The 16,135-nt window shown below is 63.8% G+C and carries 15 protein-coding genes; 9 read left to right on the top strand and 6 right to left on the bottom strand.

Translation table 11 applies throughout. The features are described 5' to 3' along the window. Positions 1 to 89 precede the first annotated feature (89 nt). The 3 genes from K408_RS0109110 to K408_RS0109100 are packed head-to-tail and all read left to right on the top strand — an operon-like array spanning position 90 to position 2,368. Positions 90 to 803, top strand: a complete 714-nt coding sequence (locus K408_RS0109110) for a PIG-L deacetylase family protein (protein WP_024338290.1) — start codon at positions 90 to 92, stop codon at positions 801 to 803. Next, entirely contained in the window at positions 800 to 1,483 is a 684-nt protein-coding gene (locus K408_RS0109105; RefSeq protein WP_024338289.1) for a 4-carboxy-4-hydroxy-2-oxoadipate aldolase/oxaloacetate decarboxylase, read from the top strand. Before K408_RS0109110 ends, K408_RS0109105 begins: the two co-directional genes overlap by 4 nt. A 15-nt stretch (positions 1,484 to 1,498) precedes the next feature. Next, complete coding sequence (locus K408_RS0109100) at positions 1,499 to 2,368, top strand: substrate-binding domain-containing protein (RefSeq protein WP_024338288.1); 870 nt, start codon at positions 1,499 to 1,501, stop codon at positions 2,366 to 2,368. Positions 2,369 to 2,418: 50 nt separating this feature from the next. Here K408_RS0109100 and K408_RS0109095 read toward each other — a convergent pair whose 3' ends face one another. Both K408_RS0109095 and K408_RS0109090 read right to left on the bottom strand, forming a co-directional pair. Further along, on the bottom strand, positions 2,419 to 2,733 hold the full coding sequence (locus tag K408_RS0109095; protein ID WP_024338287.1) for a hypothetical protein: 315 nt from the start codon (positions 2,731 to 2,733) through the stop codon (positions 2,419 to 2,421). Between the two features lie 262 nt (positions 2,734 to 2,995). Next, entirely contained in the window at positions 2,996 to 4,237 is a 1,242-nt protein-coding gene (locus tag K408_RS0109090) for an amidohydrolase family protein (RefSeq protein WP_024338286.1), read from the bottom strand. Between the two features lie 148 nt (positions 4,238 to 4,385). Here K408_RS0109090 and K408_RS0109085 point away from each other — a divergent pair, with 148 nt between their 5' ends. Next, entirely contained in the window at positions 4,386 to 4,802 is a 417-nt protein-coding gene (locus tag K408_RS0109085; RefSeq protein ID WP_024338285.1) for a nuclear transport factor 2-like protein, read from the top strand. Here K408_RS0109085 and K408_RS0109080 read toward each other — a convergent pair. After that, complete coding sequence (locus K408_RS0109080) at positions 4,799 to 5,557, bottom strand: GntR family transcriptional regulator (RefSeq protein WP_024338284.1); 759 nt, start codon at positions 5,555 to 5,557, stop codon at positions 4,799 to 4,801. The genes K408_RS0109085 and K408_RS0109080 overlap by 4 nt on opposite strands. Positions 5,558 to 5,747: 190 nt before the next feature. Here K408_RS0109080 and K408_RS0109075 point away from each other — a divergent pair, with 190 nt between their 5' ends. Genes K408_RS0109075 through K408_RS0109060 form a run of 4 tightly spaced genes read left to right on the top strand, consistent with a single transcriptional unit; the run spans position 5,748 to position 9,900 of the window. After that, entirely contained in the window at positions 5,748 to 6,611 is an 864-nt protein-coding gene (locus K408_RS0109075; protein ID WP_024338283.1) for an ABC transporter ATP-binding protein, read from the top strand. Beyond that, a complete protein-coding gene (locus K408_RS0109070; protein WP_024338282.1) occupies positions 6,611 to 7,387 on the top strand; it encodes an ABC transporter permease in 777 nt (258 codons plus the stop codon). Before K408_RS0109075 ends, K408_RS0109070 begins: the two co-directional genes overlap by 1 nt. A gap of 37 nt (positions 7,388 to 7,424) precedes the next feature. After that, complete coding sequence (locus K408_RS0109065; protein ID WP_024338281.1) at positions 7,425 to 8,450, top strand: ABC transporter substrate-binding protein; 1,026 nt, start codon at positions 7,425 to 7,427, stop codon at positions 8,448 to 8,450. 16 nt (positions 8,451 to 8,466) lie between these two features. After that, positions 8,467 to 9,900: an amidohydrolase family protein gene (locus tag K408_RS0109060; protein WP_024338280.1), complete on the top strand. Its 1,434-nt coding sequence runs from the start codon at positions 8,467 to 8,469 to the stop codon at positions 9,898 to 9,900. Between the two features lie 79 nt (positions 9,901 to 9,979). Here K408_RS0109060 and K408_RS0109055 read toward each other — a convergent pair whose 3' ends face one another. From K408_RS0109055 to K408_RS0109045, 3 genes are all read right to left on the bottom strand, one after another. Next, the gene (locus tag K408_RS0109055) at positions 9,980 to 11,191 is read right to left on the bottom strand and encodes an acyl-CoA dehydrogenase family protein (RefSeq protein WP_024338279.1); all 1,212 of its coding nucleotides are present in this window, start codon (positions 11,189 to 11,191) and stop codon (positions 9,980 to 9,982) included. 29 nt (positions 11,192 to 11,220) lie between these two features. Then, on the bottom strand, positions 11,221 to 12,339 hold the full coding sequence (locus K408_RS0109050) for a glycoside hydrolase family 172 protein (RefSeq protein ID WP_024338278.1): 1,119 nt from the start codon (positions 12,337 to 12,339) through the stop codon (positions 11,221 to 11,223). A gap of 102 nt (positions 12,340 to 12,441) precedes the next feature. Continuing rightward, positions 12,442 to 14,067: a long-chain fatty acid--CoA ligase gene (locus K408_RS0109045; RefSeq protein ID WP_024338277.1), complete on the bottom strand. Its 1,626-nt coding sequence runs from the start codon at positions 14,065 to 14,067 to the stop codon at positions 12,442 to 12,444. A 178-nt stretch (positions 14,068 to 14,245) separates the two neighbouring features. On the opposite strand from K408_RS0109045, the gene K408_RS0109040 reads away from it, so the two are divergent. After that, on the top strand, positions 14,246 to 16,099 hold the full coding sequence (locus tag K408_RS0109040) for a flavin-containing monooxygenase (RefSeq protein WP_024338276.1): 1,854 nt from the start codon (positions 14,246 to 14,248) through the stop codon (positions 16,097 to 16,099). The last annotated feature ends 36 nt before the right edge of the window (positions 16,100 to 16,135 follow it).

Genomic DNA, 16,135 nt, shown 5'->3' with positions numbered 1-16,135 from the left:
GCATTCCCGCGATCGACAAGCGGCGCGGCATCCTTGCAGGGCGCTGGAGTGGGACACGGGCCAATGCATGCGAACGAAAGGAGTAATCCATGAAGACAGGACTCGTGATCACGGCCCATCCCGGCGATTTCGTCTGGCGCGCCGGCGGCGCCATCGCGCTGCATGCGAAGAAGGGCTATCGCATGAAGATCGTGTGCCTGTCCTTCGGTGAACGCGGCGAGAGCCAGTTCGCGTGGAAGGAGAAGGGTGCGACGCTGGACTCGGTCAAGGCGGGCCGCAAGGACGAGGCGGAGCGTGCCGCAAAGCTGCTGGGTGCCGAGATCGAGTTCTTCGACTGCGGCGACTATCCGCTCAGGCTGACGGAAGCGCATTTCGATCGCATGGTCGACATCTACCGCGAGCTCAATCCCAGCTTCGTGCTGACGCACGCGCTGGAGGACCCCTACAACTTCGATCATCCGAACGCAGCGCATTTCGCGCAGGAAACGCGCGTGGTCGCGCAGGCCATGGGCCACAAGCCCGGTGCGCAATACAAATATTCGGCGCCGCCGGTGTTCCTGTTCGAGCCGCACCAGCCGGAGCAATGCAATTACAAGCCGGATCTGCTCCTCAAGATCGACGAGGTCTGGAAGGAGAAATATGAAGCGTTCCAGATTCTCGCCGCGCAAAAGCATCTCTGGGGCTATTACGAGCGCGTCGCGCTCAATCGTGGCATTCAGGGCAGCCGCAACACCGGTGTGCCCATGACGTACGGCGAGGCCTATCAGCGGCTGTTTCCGACGGTGGCGGAGGAGCTCGCATGAAGCCTGTCGTCGTTCGCAACATCAAACGGGCCGATCCCGCCGGCATGGCGGAATACGGCGTCTCGACGGTGCATGAGGCCTACGAGCGTCTCGGCCTGATGAAGCCGTATTTGCGCCCCGTCTGGCCGGGCGCGGCGATCGCGGGGCCCGCCGTCACGGTGCTGGCGCAGCCCGGCGACAACTGGATGATCCATGTTGCCGTCGAGCAGTGCAGAAAAGGCGACATCCTCGTCGTCGGCTGCACCACCGACAACACCGACGGAATGTTCGGCGAGCTGCTGGCGACCTCGCTCAGGGCGCGGGGCGTGCAGGGGCTGATCATCGATGCCGGCTGCCGCGATGTCAGAGCATTGCACGAGATGCGCTTTCCCGTGTGGTCGCGCGCAGTCTCGGCCAAGGGGACGGTGAAGGCGACGCTCGGCTCGGTCAACGTCCCCGTGGTTTGCGCCGGTGTGAGCGTCGACCCCGGCGACATCGTCGTGGCCGATGACGATGGCGTGGTGGTGGTCCCGAAGCGCTATGCGGCCGAAGTCGCCGAGAAGGCCGGGAAGCGCAACGCGGAGGAGGGACGCAAGCGCAAGCGGCTCGCCTCGGGCGAACTCGGCCTCGACATGTACAACATGCGCGAAGCACTGGAGAAAGCTGGGCTCGTCTATGTCGACAATTCCGGGGACGTCTGAAGCGGGAGCAGGAGGATGGATCGTCTCAAGCTGAAGGCCGTGCTCGGCGGTCATGCCCACGTCAAGGCGGCGAAAAGCGGCGCGCTTCGTTCCGACCTGTTCGATCTCGAGTTCATCGAGTACACGCCGACCAACACGGCGTTCAAGCCGATGGTGCGCGAGCAGGCCTTCGACGTCTGCGAGATGGCGATCGTCACCTATCTGATGGCGAAGGCGCACGGCAAGGCGCTGGTGCTGTTGCCGGCGACCATGCTGGGCCGCTTTCAGCATTCCTACGCGCTCTATAATCCGGCGCAGGGGACGCTCGGGCCGTCTGCCCTCGAAGGCAAGCGCGTCGGAATCCGCTCGTTCACGACCACGACGGGCGCCTGGATCAGGGGCATCCTCGCCAACGACTACGGCGTCAACCTCGACAATATCCGCTGGGTGACCTTCGAGGATCCGCATGTCGCTGAATATGTCGACACCGCCGAGCGCGCGCCGAAGGACAAGAAGATCCTGCAGATGCTGCTCGATGGCGAGCTCGACGCCGTGCTCGGCGAAACCTCTGATGATCCGAGGTTGAAGGCGTTGTTCCCTGATCCAGCTGCGGAGGCGGCGAAATGGTACGCCCGCCGCGGAGTCGTGCCGGTCAACCATCTCGTGGTCGTGACCGAAGGGCTGGCGAAATCGCGCCCGGACGTCGTTGCCGGCGTCTATGACCTGCTCAAGCGGAGCAAGGAACAGACGGGGCCTGCCGCGACTCCGGACCTCATTCCGTTCGGGATCGAGGCGAACAGACAGCCATTGGAGCTGATCATCGACTATGCATTCCAGCAGGCGCTGATCCCGCGCCGCTATGCGGTCGAGGAGCTCTTCGACGAGACGATTCGAGGAATGAACTGATGGCTTACCGAGGCGGACCGGATCCTCGCGAGGATCAATCTCAAAAGTGATCAGCTCAAGATCGCGCGGGCCTGAAAGCTGACGACCTCGTCGCGAGCGCGCTCGATCAGGTCGATCAGATTGCGGGACTTGCGGACGAGTTGCTCGGTGGCGGGCTGCGTGCGGAATTCCGCCAGCACGGCGCGAACGCATTTGCTGGCGGCATCGAGCGTCCAGAGCGCACGGTTCACGTCGTCCTGCGTCTTGATTGCCGCGATGTCGAGATCCGAGAGAACATGGCCGATGCCGTCGAGCCGCTTCTCCGCCGCATCGGTGGGCGTTCGAATCTGGGCGGAATGATCGATGCTGCGGAATGCGCTGAACATACTCGTACTACCCACCGACCGCAGATGGTCAGCCGAAGGTGTAGTATGGTCGGCGACGCCGGCCTCGCAATGCGTTGGGCTACGGTCCGGGATTCTACCGAATTCGAGCGGCGGCGCTAAAATCCAGGTCAGGACGTTCGGTTGGTTTCCGGGATCATTTTACCGGCGAACCGACGTTTTCATCATGGCCGGAAGGTTTCGGCGGCGCGCAAAGCTGCGCTTGGCATGTTCACTCGGCTCTTCGATGACGAGCGAACCGGGGTCAGTTCTTCGGGCTCAAGAGGGTGGGCCGCTGCCGCGCAAATGTCTGCCGGCCGCTCTTGAAGCCCATCAGGATATCGGGCAGCTCGGCGATAGCGAAGCGGCCGTCCGTTGTGTCGAGCACGATGAGATCGGCGGGATTGCCGACCTCGATACCGTAATCACGGAGGTTCATCAGCCGCGCCGGCAGCTCGGTCACGAGATCAAGGCAGATGTCGAAATCGCTTACGGAGGCGTGTGCAACGTTGGCGTAGAAGTTTGCCATCCGCAGCAGCGAGGCATCTCCGAACGGCGTGAAGGGATTGAGCACGTTGTTGGTCGCGACCGAGCACACGACGCCGTCGGCTGCGAGCTTGTGAGCGAGCGTCAATCCGCGTGGCGCGTTGTGGGTGGCCTCGCGCCCCATCAGATAGAGATCGGTCGCGGGCAGCACGGTGACAGCCACTCCGGCCCTCGCCAGTTGCACGGCGGCAGCCTTCATGCGCTCGGGCGGCAATGCGGAGAGCTTTGTCGCATGACCGATCGCCACGCGTCCCCCATAGTTGCGCCGCTCGGTCTGGCGGCAGACCTCGTCGAGATGCCACCAGGAGGGGTCGAGATCGAAGTCGAGATGGAGATCGACGTCAACGTCGAATTCCTCAGCCAGATCGAAGATGCGCGCGAGATGCGCATGCGGCTCGGTGTCCATGTAGGGACAGCCGCCGATGGCCTCGCCGCCGTTGCGCAGCGCCTGGATCAGCAGCTCCTCGGCTCCGGGATCGTTGGTCAGGCCCTCCTGCGGAAAGACGCAGAGTTCCAGGGCGATCGCCCAGGCGTAGGCGTCCTTGAGCGCCTTGACCGCCTCGAAGCCGCGCAAGCCGATGCGCGGGTCGATCTCGACATGCGTGCGCATGCGCGTCGTACCGTGCACGATGGCGCGTTCGAGCACCTTTGCGCCCCGCGCGTAGACGTCGTCGACCGTGAAATTCTTCTTCATCCCGGCAACGGCACGGATCGCTTCCGAGACGCTGCCGTGATCGTGCCCGCAGCGGCCGAGCAGGCAGGCCTTGTCGAGATGGATATGGGTGTCCACGAAACCGGGCAGCGTGAGGTGCCCGCCGAGGTCGACCTCGACCGCTTCGCAGGCAAGCCTTGGCGCGATTGCGGCAATGCGTCCGCTCTTCACCCCGATGTCGGCGGGGGCGGCGGATGATCGCAACAGCGCGTTGCGAAAGATCAGGTCGAAGGGGGCTTGGGCGGTCATGACGTCGGATTCAGCTGAGGGAGCCTAACCCAAGGCTTGGGGGTGGGCAGCTCCAGATTGTGTGCAGTCGGGCCGCCAGATTGTTGAAAAAATGTGCATGCACTTCAGGGCCTGAATCGTAGAATATGGACAGTCTGGAGAAGCCGCCATGTCCGTTGCCGCGAACACCGAACGCCCGATGACCGATGCCGAGATCGTCGAAGCCTATCTCACGGCGTCGATGATCCCGGATCCCGACGCCGCCGCGGCCTACATGAAACCCGGCACGTTGATCACGTTCACCGGCGGACGCGAGTTCGATCATCCGCGCGGGCCGACCGGCTTCAATGCGAAGCGCTACCGCTGGGTCAAGAAGAAGATGGAGCGCTTCGACGTCTGCCCGGGCGCGAACGAGACCGTCGTCTACAGCATCGGCACGCTCTATGGCGAGTGGATGGACGGCACGCCGTTCGAGGGCAACCGCTACGTCGATCGCTTCGTCGTCCGGGGCGGGCAGATCGTCAAGATGGACGTCTGGAACGACAGCGCCGAGCGCATCCTCGTTCAGCGCGGGATCGAGGCTTAGCCCCTTCGCGCGATTTTCGGCAGCTTGACGACGCGATCGCTCGTCACCTCGTCGGCATAGGGCGCCAGGATATCGAGCAGATCACGGCCCCGCTGAGGAGTGGGAGCAACCAGCGCGCGATTGGCCACGGAATCGAGGTGGTGATGCATCAATTCCATCACCTTGGCTTCGTCACCCTTGGCCAGCGCCGCGATGATGGCGCGATGCTCATTGATGGCGCATTCGGTCGAATGCGGCCGGCTGTAGAGCGACAGCGTCAGGCAGCAGCGATAGGCGACCTCGCTGACATAGCGCACCAGGATCGGGCTGTTCGTCATGTGCGCGAGCAGGATGTGGAATTCGGTGGCGAGCCGGATCGACACTGCATCCGTGCCGCCGCGCGCGCGATCCTCGGCGTCGACATGGGCATTCAGCTCAGCGATCTGCGCCCTGGTCAGCTTGCCCGCGAGCTGACGCACGACGAGCCGCTCGAGCTCGATGCGGATGTCGAAGGCATCGCGCGCCTCCTGCCAGCTCGGCGTCGCCACCACCGCGATCCGGTTGCGGCGAAGCTCGACGAGACCTTCCGCGGCAAGTTGGCCCAGCGCATGGCGGGCGATGGTGCGGCTGACGCCGAAGCGCTCGCCGAGTGCATCCTCGGGCAGCTTTGCGCCGGGCTCGAGCGCCTGCTCGATGATCGCGCGCCTGAGCGCGCGGCAGATCACGCTGACCTTGTCCGACGCTTCGGAAGTCTTGCTGCTCGCGCGCGCGGGCATCGGCGAATCCCTGGGATGTTCGAGGCCTCTCATTAGCATAGCCCAGCGGCGATCCAGCGCCCGAATTGCATGCAGTTCGATGTCCAGATTGCCTAAACTGGCTCCGTCGGGTCGTCCGGAGCGTCTGGCAAATGCTCGATATCGCGGACATCGGGGGATTGGCACTCAGCTTGCATACACTTTTCCTGTGATGCGCATGCAACCCAACGCTCAGTTTGACGGCCAACCCGTTCCCGAAGGCGCCGCCGCCACAGCTATCGAGTTGTCGGAGGCGTCCGTGACCTTCGGGCGCGGTGACCGCGCCGTGCCCGCCCTGTCGAAGACCACGTTGAAGATCGCCGACGGCGAGTTTGTCGCACTGGTTGGCCCCTCAGGATGCGGCAAATCGACCATTCTCCGTCTCGTCAGCGGTCTGGTGCAGCCGAGCAGCGGCGTCGTCATCGTTGGCGGTCGCGAAGTCGCGGCGCGTGCGGTGCGGGTCGGCATGGCCTTTCAGAACCCGACCATGCTGCCGTGGATGACGATCGAGCGGAACATCATGCTGCCGCTGAAGATCGTCGAGCCGTTCCGCTCGAACTTCCGCAGGCTTCGCAAGACCGCGTTCCGCGACAAGGCCAACGCGCTGCTGGAGCAGGTCGGCCTCAAGGGCTTCGGCGGCCGTTATCCCTGGCAGCTTTCCGGCGGCATGCTCCAGCGCGCCAATCTCTGCCGCGCGCTGATCCATGAGCCGCGCATGCTGCTGCTGGACGAGCCCTTCGGCGCGCTCGACCAGTTCACCCGCGAAGAGCTGTGGGCAATCCTTCAGAACCTCTGGATGACGCACAAGCCGACCGTGCTTCTGGTGACGCACGACCTGCGCGAGGCGGGCTTTCTTGCCAGCCGCATCTGCGTGATGAGCGCGCGTCCCGGCCGCATCCTCGACGACAGCCGCGTCGATTTCGCGCGGCCGCGTACGGTCGCGATGACGTTCGAACCGGATTTCGTCGCACTGAACCAGAAGCTGCGTGCCTTCATCGAGGATGCGCGCAGCGCGGCCCAGCAGGGAGCAGGCTGATGTTCGGGATCGATGTCAGGCAGAAGGCGTGGTCGGCTGGGCTGATCGTGCTGTTCTTCGTCGCCTGGGAGCTGTTTTGCCTGATGACCGGCATGTCCGATCTCGTGCTGCCGCGCCCCTCGCAGGTGTTCACGACGTTGATCGATCGTTTCCCCGTGCTGTGGCCGCACATCGTGCAGACGCTCGCCACGACGATGTTCGGCTTCGTCCTCGGAGTCGCGCTCGGCGTCGCCCTCGGCGCGATCATCGGCGTCTCGAAGACCGCCTACGACACCTGCTATCCGCTGCTGATCGGCTTCTCGTCGATCCCCAAGGTCGCCGTGGTGCCGATCTTCGTGCTCTGGTTCGGCTCCGGCACGGTCCCGGCGGTGCTGACCGCGCTGTCGATCTGCTTCTTCCCGATCGTCGTCAACATCGCGACCGGCCTTGCCACGACCGAGCCCGAGCTCGAGGACGTGTTGAAGGCACTCGGCGCCAGCAAGTTCGACATTCTCTGGAATGTCGGCCTGCCCAGGACCATGCCGTTTTTCTTCGCGTCGCTGAAGGTCGCGATCTCCTATGCCTTCGTGGGCGCCGTGCTGTCGGAGACGGTCGCCTCCAACCGTGGCATCGGCAACGTCATGATGACCGCGTCCTCCAATTTCAACGTGCCGCTGGTGTTCGCCGGCTTGTTCGTGCTCGCCGGGCTCGGCGTCGCCCTCTACGTCGTGTTCTCCCTGATCGAAGGGCAGGTCACCGGCTGGGCCACGCGCAAGAACGACGTGATTGCCACCTGATTTCAAACCACACGCAACGAAGCTTGAGGAGGTCTCGATGTTGAGAAAAGCAACTGCCGCGCTGCTGGGATTGGCGCTGTCCACGGGGGCGGTGATGGCCCAGGAGACCACGATCAAGTTCACGCTGGGCTGGAAGACCCAGGGCAGCGACGCCGCCTTCTTCTACGCCAAGGACAACGGCTTCTTCAAAGAGGAAGGCCTCAATGTCGTCATCGACCAGGGCGAAGGCTCTGGCGCCACCGTGACGCGCATCATGTCCGGCGCCTATGACGCCGGCTTCGGCGACGTCAACGCCATCATCCAGAACGCCTCCACCAAGCCGCAGGAGGCGCCCGTCATGGTTTACATGATGTGGAATCAGCCGCCGTTCGCGATCGTTGCCAAGAAGAGCAGCGGCATCAACACCATCAAGGATTTCGAAGGCCGCACGCTCGGCGGCGCGCAGGGCACGCCGACCACGCGCCTCCTGCCGGTATTCACGCGCAAGAACGGCCTCGACGGCGAGAAGATCAAGATCTCCAACATGGCGCCGAACCTGCAGGAGCCGATGCTGATCAAGGGCGACATCGACGCGGCCCTGGTCTTCAACATCACCAGCTATTTCAACCTGGTGCTCAATCGCCAGGATCCGGACAAGGACTTCAAATGGTTCTCGTTCGGCGAGTATGGCCTCGATCTCTATTCCAACGGCGTGATGGTGTCCCGGAAGCTGATCACCTCGAACCCGAAGGCGGTCGCGGGCCTCGTGCGCGCCATCAACAAAGGTGCGATCGCGATCGCCAAGGACCAGAATGCGGGGATGAAGGCGGCGCTGAACTACGACAACCTCATCAACGCCGACGTCGAGAAACGCCGGCTGCAATATTCGTTCGAAAAACTGATTGTCTCGCCGGAGATGAAGGAGATCGGCATCGGCGACATCAAGGACGATCGCATGACGCGCGCCATCGGCATCGTGGTCGAGGGTTACCAGCTGGCCCGCGCCCCGACGCCAGCGGAAGTATTCTCGCGCGAGTTCCTGCCGCCGCGCGCCGAGCGGGAGCTGGTATACACGGCCAACTGATCCCAGGGAGATGCACATGGCCACGGAGATTTCGGCAACGAGCCTGTTCCGTGGCTCTGATCGCGACATCGGCGAGAACGTCGTGCTGCGGCACGATGGCGGCGTCATCACCGAGATCGTCGAAGGCGCAGGGCGGGATCCTCGATCTTTCCTCATCCCTGCCTTCGTCAACGCCCATGATCATGCCCGTGCCACCGCGTCGTCCTTCGGTGCGGTCGGCATGCCTTTGGAAAGCTGGATCCTGCGTACCGCGCTGGGCACGCCCGTCGATCCCTATCTCACTGCAGCTTCCGCTCTGGCCCGCTCCGCAAAGGCCGGCTGCGCGGCAATGATGGTGCATTACACCCGCCCGAGTGGGACGATGCCGTTGGTCGACGAGGCCAAGGCCATCGCGAAGGCCGCGTCCGATGTCGGCATCCGCATCGCGTTTGCGCTGGCCGTGCGTGACCAGAACCCGATCGTCTATGGCGATGCCGAGCCAGTGCTCTCGGGTCTGACGCGCGACGACCGCAAGACCATCGACGATCTGTTCGTCCGCCCGCCGGTCTCGCCGAAAGCATATATCGAGCTGACCGACGCCATTGCCGCAGCCATCGGCAGCCCGATGGTGGACGTTCAGCTCGGTCCTGCCGGCGTGCAATGGTGCTCGAAGCCGCTGCTGGAGGCGGTGGCCGAGAATTCGGCGCGTACCGGCCGCCGCATCCACATGCACCTGCTGGAAACCGTGTACCAGCGTGCCTGGGCCGACCAACACTTTCCGGACATGGTGCGCTGGCTACGCGACATTGGCTTTCTCTCGGAGCGGCTGACGCTGGCGCACTGCATCCACGCCCGGCCGGACGAGCTGGAGATGATCGCGTCCTCTGGGGCGCGCATCGTCACCAATTTCAGCTCGAACATGCATCTGCGCTCGGGGCTCGCGCCGATTGCGGCTGCGCATGAATGCGGTTGCGCCATCGCAGTGGGCGTCGACGGGCTGGCGCTCGACGAAGACGACGACATCTTGCGGGAGATGCGGCTGGTGCAGATGGTCCATGGCGGACTGGGTTTCAAGGCGACATGGACACCCGCCGAGCTGTTCTCGATCGCGATCCGCAATGGACGTCGCGCGACTGGCGCCCCCGGCAATGGCGAGCTCGTCGTCGGCAACCCTGCCGATTATGTCGTGATCGATCTCGATCGGCTGGATCGAGACCAGATCATGCCGGTCGATCCGATGGCGCTGCTGTTCGCACGAGGCAATGCGTCCCTGGTGAAGGACGTCGTCGTCGCAGGCAAGGCCATCGTAAGGGAGGGGACCTGCACCGGCGTCGACCTGCCGGCCATCGAGCGGGAATTCCGGGACCTGTACCGCGCCAATGTCGGCAAGCTCACGAACTTTCAGCGGATGTGGCCGCGGCTGTCCGAGCGGCTGGGCGGCTGGTTCGAACAGCAGTTGACGTGCCAGTGATGCGGCTCCGGTTCGGGCAGGTTGAAAAACGCGATAGCTGGTAGTCGCTGCCATCGCCGCGCTCTCGCGAGCGCAGCTTTCAGGCGTTCGAGTATTTCTTCAGCTCGAGCCGTGCGATCTGATTCCGGTGGACCTCGTCGGGACCGTCGGCAAGCCGCAGCAACCGCGCGGTGGCATAGGCCTGCGTCAGGCCGAAGTCGTTTGAGGTGCCGCCGCCGCCATGCGCCTGGATCGCCCAGTCGATGATCTGGCAGGCCATGTTGGGCACGGCGACCTTGATCATCGCGATCTCGGCCTTCGCCACCTTGTTGCCGACCGTGTCCATCGCATGGGCTGCATTCAGTGTCAGCAGCCGCGCCTGCTCGATCATGATGCGGGCCTCCGCGATGCGCTCCTGCGTCACCGTCTGCTCGGAGACCGGCTTGCCGAAGGCGACACGGCTGCGCACGCGGCGGCACATCTTCTCCAGCGTGCGTTCGGCAAGGCCGATCAGCCGCATGCAGTGATGGATGCGGCCGGGCCCGAGGCGGCCCTGTGCGATCTCGAAGCCGCGGCCCTCGCCGAGCAGCATGTTCTCCTTGGGCACGCGCACATTGGTGAAGACGACTTCGGAGGCGCGGTCGGGCACGCCGTAGAAGCCGAACACGGGCAGGGGACGCTTCACCTCGATTCCGGGCGTCTCCAACGGCACCAGGATCATGGATTGCTGCTTGTGCCGGTCCGGATTGTCGGGATCGGTCTTGCCCATGAAGATGCAGATCTTGCAGCGCGGGTCGGTCGCGTTGGTCGTGTACCATTTGCGCCCGTTGATGACGTAATGGTCGCCGTCGCGCACGATCGAGCTCTCGATATTGGTCGCATCGGATGAGGCGACCGCAGGCTCGGTCATGGCGAAGCAGGAGCGGATCTCGCCAGCGAGCAGCGGCTTCAGCCAGCGTTCCTTGTCCTTCTCGGTACCGTAGCGCTCCAGCACCTCCATGTTGCCGGTGTCCGGCGCCGAGCAGTTGAAGACTTCGGGCGCGAGGTGCGAGCGGCCCATGACCTCGCAGAGCGGGGCATATTCGAGATTGGTGAGGCCCGCGCCATGGCTCGACTCCGGCAGGAACAGGTTCCAGAGCCCCTCGGCGCGCGCCAGCGGCTTCAGCTCCTCGACCACGGGATAGACCTTCCACGGTCCCAGCTCTTCCGCCTCGCGATAGAAGCGTTCCTCGTTCGGATAGATGTGCCGGTCCATGAAGCTCTCGAGCTTGCGCTTGAGCTCGACGACTTTGGGCGACATCGGGTAGAGCATCTCTGATCTCCTTGATCGATGGACGGCATCTAGCCGATTTCGAGATAGTCCGGATCTGGCAGTCTGGGAAATGGTGCGGTCGGCAGCGTCTGATACCAGAATGCGACGGAGGCAATGTCGTCCTGCAGCGGAAGATACTTTGCTTCCTTGACGCCCGGCAGCCAGCCCAGCGCCTGGACCGTCACGCGCAGACCGGACCGGAAGCGCACGGGATCCGGGATGTGCCAGCGGTAGAGGCCGAAGCGCTGCTGGGACTTGTAGACACCGTCAGGCCGGATCACCTGCGGCAGTCCGGCATAGGGCGTGGTGAATTCCTGGTAGCGCGATTGCTGGGCAGGCCCGTGGCCCGAATGTGCGACATAGGGGTCGAAATTGTAGGCACCGCAGAAATAGTCCTCCGTGCCGGTGCCGCAGATCGTCGGGAATGCACCGTCCCCGTCGATGTAGAACTTGACCTCGCCTTCGCCCCACCAGCCGTTGTTGTTGACACCCCAGGCCATGTAGGTGCCGACATATTGGCCGGCGCCGCCGATGCCATCGAGGATGGTGTAGACCTCCTTGTAAGGCAGCGGATTGGTCCGCCGGAATTGCGCATGGAAATAGGCGCAGTCCTCGGAGACGTCGGTCAACACATAGTTGATCTGGTAGTAGACCGTGATCTGCTCGTCGCTGCGGTTCTCCAGCGTGAAGCGGGCACGCTTGCGGAACGGCATCTCCCAGTAGCAGTTGAAGGCGCGGCCGGGATTGACGCAGACCGCGAGCGAAGACACTTGCGCGTATTCTTCCCAACCGCAGGCGAAGAAGTCTCCGGCCGGGCATTCCACGCTCGGCTGTTCCTGGTCGTCCCAGTAGATGCGCAGGATCGAATGGCGCAGCCGCCCGCGCGCCAGCGTCATCCAGATCTGCTGGATTGCGCCCTGGCCCTGGATGTCGGCGAGCGTGAAGGTCGCGCCGGGCTCGATCAAGACGTAAGGCGAAATCTTCCATCCCTGGCCGAGATCGCGCGCCTGACGCGCGGCGGGGCCGTCCACGGACATCCCGCCTTTGCCCCTCTCGCCGGTGAAGTTCTCCGGGCTGATCGATCGCGTCTGCGCATTCGACAGCCGCGACAGATTGCCGAGATGCATGCCCAATCCGGAAAACGTCATGGTGTCCTCGATCCAAGGTGAGCGAGGCTTGGCTATATCGCTCCCGAATCTACCAAAAGATGAAGACAGCGCGCGGAATTGTCTGCACGCGGTCAGGTGCCATCATGTGACGCGATATTCCTTGAATCTCTCGCGCAGAGCGGATTTCAGCACCTTGCCGGTGCCGGTCATCGGAAATTCGTCGAGGAATTCGACCGCATCCGGCATCCACCAGCTCGCGATCTTCGGGCGCATGTGGTCGAGCAGCGTCTTGCCGTCGACGGTCGCGCCCTTCTTGCGAACGACGAGGAGCAGAGGGCGTTCCTGCCATTTCTCGTGGCTGATCGCGACGACGGCCGCCTGCAGGACGTCGGGATGGGACAGCGCGATGTCCTCGAGCTGGATCGAGGAGATCCACTCGCCGCCGGACTTGATCACGTCCTTGGAGCGGTCAGTCAGCGTGACGTGACCCTGCGGGTCGATCACCGCCATGTCGCCGGTGATCAGCCAGCCGTCGCGGTCGAGGCCTTCGTTGAGCTTCATGTAGCCGGATGCCACCCAGGGCCCGCGGGCGCGCAAATGGCCGACGGTCTTGCCGTCGCGCGGCAGCTCGTTGCCGGCATCGTCGACGATGCGCAAAGCGGTGCCAAAACAGGCGCGTCCCGAGACCTGACGGCGGTCGAACTTCTCCTTCTCGCTAAGATGCTCCGAGCCGGGCCGCAGGCCCGGCATCGAGCAGCCGAGCGCCTCGGTCATGCCCCACGCCTGGATGTAGTCGATATTGTACTCGCGCTTGAGTTTCTCGACCATCGCCCGCGGCGGGGCCGAGCCGGACGACAGCGTCGCGCGCAGCGTCGTGAACTTGTTGCCGGTGCGGCCCAGCCAGTCGAGCAGGATCAGCCAGAAGCTCGGCACGCCCGCCGACAGCGTCACCTTCTCGCCTTCGAGCAGTTCATAGAGCTTGTCGGGCTCGTAGTTGCGGCCGGGCAGTACCAGCTTGGACCCGGTGTAGGGAGCCGTGAACGGCATGTTCCAGCCGTTGCCGTGGAAGAGCGGCGCCATCGGCATCATCACCTCGCGCACGCCTTCGATATGGCCCGGCAGGAAGTCGAAGTTGCAGCAGGTCATGGTCTGCAGGATCGCGGCGCGATGCGAGTAGATCACGCCCTTGGGATTGCCCGTCGTGCCCGAGGTGTAGCAGATGGTCGAGGCGGACTTCTCGTCGAATAAGGGCCAGGCGAAACCGGAATCGTCCTCTCGCTCCAGCAATTCCTCGTAGCAATGCACGTTCGCGAGCTTCGTCTCCGGCATCCGCTCTCGCGAGGACATCACGACATAGCTCTCGATCGTCTTGAGCTGCGGCGCGATCGCCTCGACGAGCGGCAGCGTGGCGCGGTCGATGAACAGGAGGCGATCTTCGGCGTGGTTGATGATGTAGACGAGCTGCTCCGGAAACAGGCGCGGATTGACGGTGTGCAGCACGTAGCCCATGCCGGGCGCGGCATAGAACATCTCGAAATGGCGGTGAGTGTTCCAGGCCAGCGTCCCGACCCGGTCGCCGGGCTTCATGCCGAGCCGCTTCAAGGTCAGCGCCATGCGCTTGATCCGTGGATGCGCATCCGCATAGGTATAGCGGTGAATGTCGCCTTCGATCTCGCGCGCGACGATCTCGGCTTCGCCGTGATAATCGGCCGCATACTGGATCAGGCCGCTGATCAAAAGCGGCATGTCCATCATCAATCCTTGCATGGTCTCCTCCAGATGCCGCGTCGTTGCGTCGGCTAAGGCTCATGATTTGCCTGCGAGGTTAGCGGAACGTCACGCAGCGTTCACGCAAAAAACAGCGGGCGTGATTGCACGCGGCACTTTTTCGGGGCTAACGTGCGGCGAGCTGCCGACGAAGCAGCACGCGTGGTGGAGGAAATGGATGTCAGCGGAAAGACGCAAGACCGGTACAAGCGGCGCATCTACGGTCGATGTTTCCGCGCTCCGCGCCCGCTATCGCGATGAGCGCGATCGTCGTCTGCGCGCCGAGGGCAAGGCGCAATATATCGAGGTCACAGGCGAGTTCGGCCGCTACCTCGACGACCCCTGGGCAGATCCCGGATTTGCGCGCGACGCCGTCAGCGAAGCGACTGAAGTTCTCATCGTCGGTGGCGGCTTCGGGGGTCTGTTGTGCGGCGCGCGATTGCGCGAGGCCGGCATCGACGATTTTCGTATCGTGGAAAAGGCGGCCGACTTCGGCGGCACCTGGTACTGGAATCGTTATCCCGGTGCCGCCTGCGATACCGAGAGCTACGTCTATCTGCCGCTTCTGGAAGAGACTGGCTACATGCCGGTGCGCAAGTACGCGCGGGCGCCGGAGATCTACGAGCACTCGCGCCGCATCGGCCGTCATTTCGGGCTTTACCAGCGCGCGCTGTTTCAAACTGTCATCTCGAGGATGACATGGCAGGAGCGGGAGGCGCGCTGGCTGGTCGAGACCGATCGGGGCGATCGCATCCGCGCGCGCTTCGTCATTTTGGCCGGCGGTCCGCTGAGCCGTCCGAAGCTGCCGGGCATTCCCGGGATCGAAACGTTCAAAGGCCACAGCTTTCATACCAGTCGCTGGGATTACGGCTACACCGGCGGCAGTGCGGATGGTGATCTGACAGGTCTTGCGGACAAGCGCGTCGGCATCATCGGCACCGGCGCCACCGCCGTGCAATGCGTGCCGTACCTCGGCCGTTCGGCGAAGGAGCTCTATGTCTTTCAGCGCACACCGTCCGCCATCGGCGTACGTGATGACCGTCCGACGGATCAGGCCTGGGCGCAGAGCCTCAAGCCAGGCTGGCAGCGCGAGCGCATGGACAATTTTACGGCCGTGATTTCAGGCGAGCCGTTCGAACGGGACCTGGTGCAGGACGGCTGGACCGGCCTGCTCGGAGAGATCCTGCTGGCGCCGCGCCGGCAGCAGCAGCCGGTGACCTCGATGGAGGAGGCGCTGAAGGTGATCGAGCAGGCCGATTACCGCAAGATGGAGGAGATCCGCGCTCGCGTCGATGCGGTGGTCAAGGACGAGGCGACTGCGGCTGCGCTCAAGCCCTGGTACAAGGCATTCTGCAAGCGGCCGTGCTTCCACGACGAATATCTCGACACATTCAACCGCTCCAACGTGCATCTCGTCGATACCGGAGGGCACGGCGTCGAACGCATCACCGAGAACGCCGTCGTCGCCGGTGGCAAGGCCCATGAGCTCGACTGCCTGATCTATGCCAGCGGTTTCGAGGTCGGCACCGATTATGCCCGCCGCATGGGGTTCGAGGTCTATGGCCGCGACGGCATGAGCCTGTCCGAGCGCTGGCAGGACGGCGTCAAGACGCTGCATGGCTTCTACAGCCGCGGCTTCCCGAATTGCTTCCTGATCGTCACGGTGCAGGCCGGACAGAGCGCCAATTTCCCGCACATCATCGACGAGCAATCGCAGCACATCGCCTATGTCATCAAGCAGGCCCGCGAGCGCAAGGTCCGCACCCTGGAGCCGACGCTCGCCGCCGAGAACGCCTGGGTCGAGGAGGTGGTCAAGGCCGCACTCGGCCGGCAGACTTATCTCGCCGAATGCACGCCCGGCTACTACAACAACGAAGGCGTGTTCGATCCGATCGCGGCAAGAAACAGCCAATATTGGCGCGGGCCGGTGGCATTCCTGCGACTGCTCGACAAATGGCGCAAGGAGGGCAATCTGGAAGGACTGGAATTGTCCCATGATCAGGTCATGGAGTCGCCGCCTTCCACCGGCTAAGATTGCGCCGCCGAGCGGTGCAGGACAGGAGTCGGG

Origin of the sequence: Bradyrhizobium sp. in8p8, assembly GCF_000426845.1 — a bacterium.
Lineage (GTDB): Bacteria > Pseudomonadota > Alphaproteobacteria > Rhizobiales > Xanthobacteraceae > Bradyrhizobium > Bradyrhizobium japonicum_C.
Note: the sequence above shows the minus strand (reverse complement) of the source record. Positions and strands in the feature narration are given on the sequence as shown.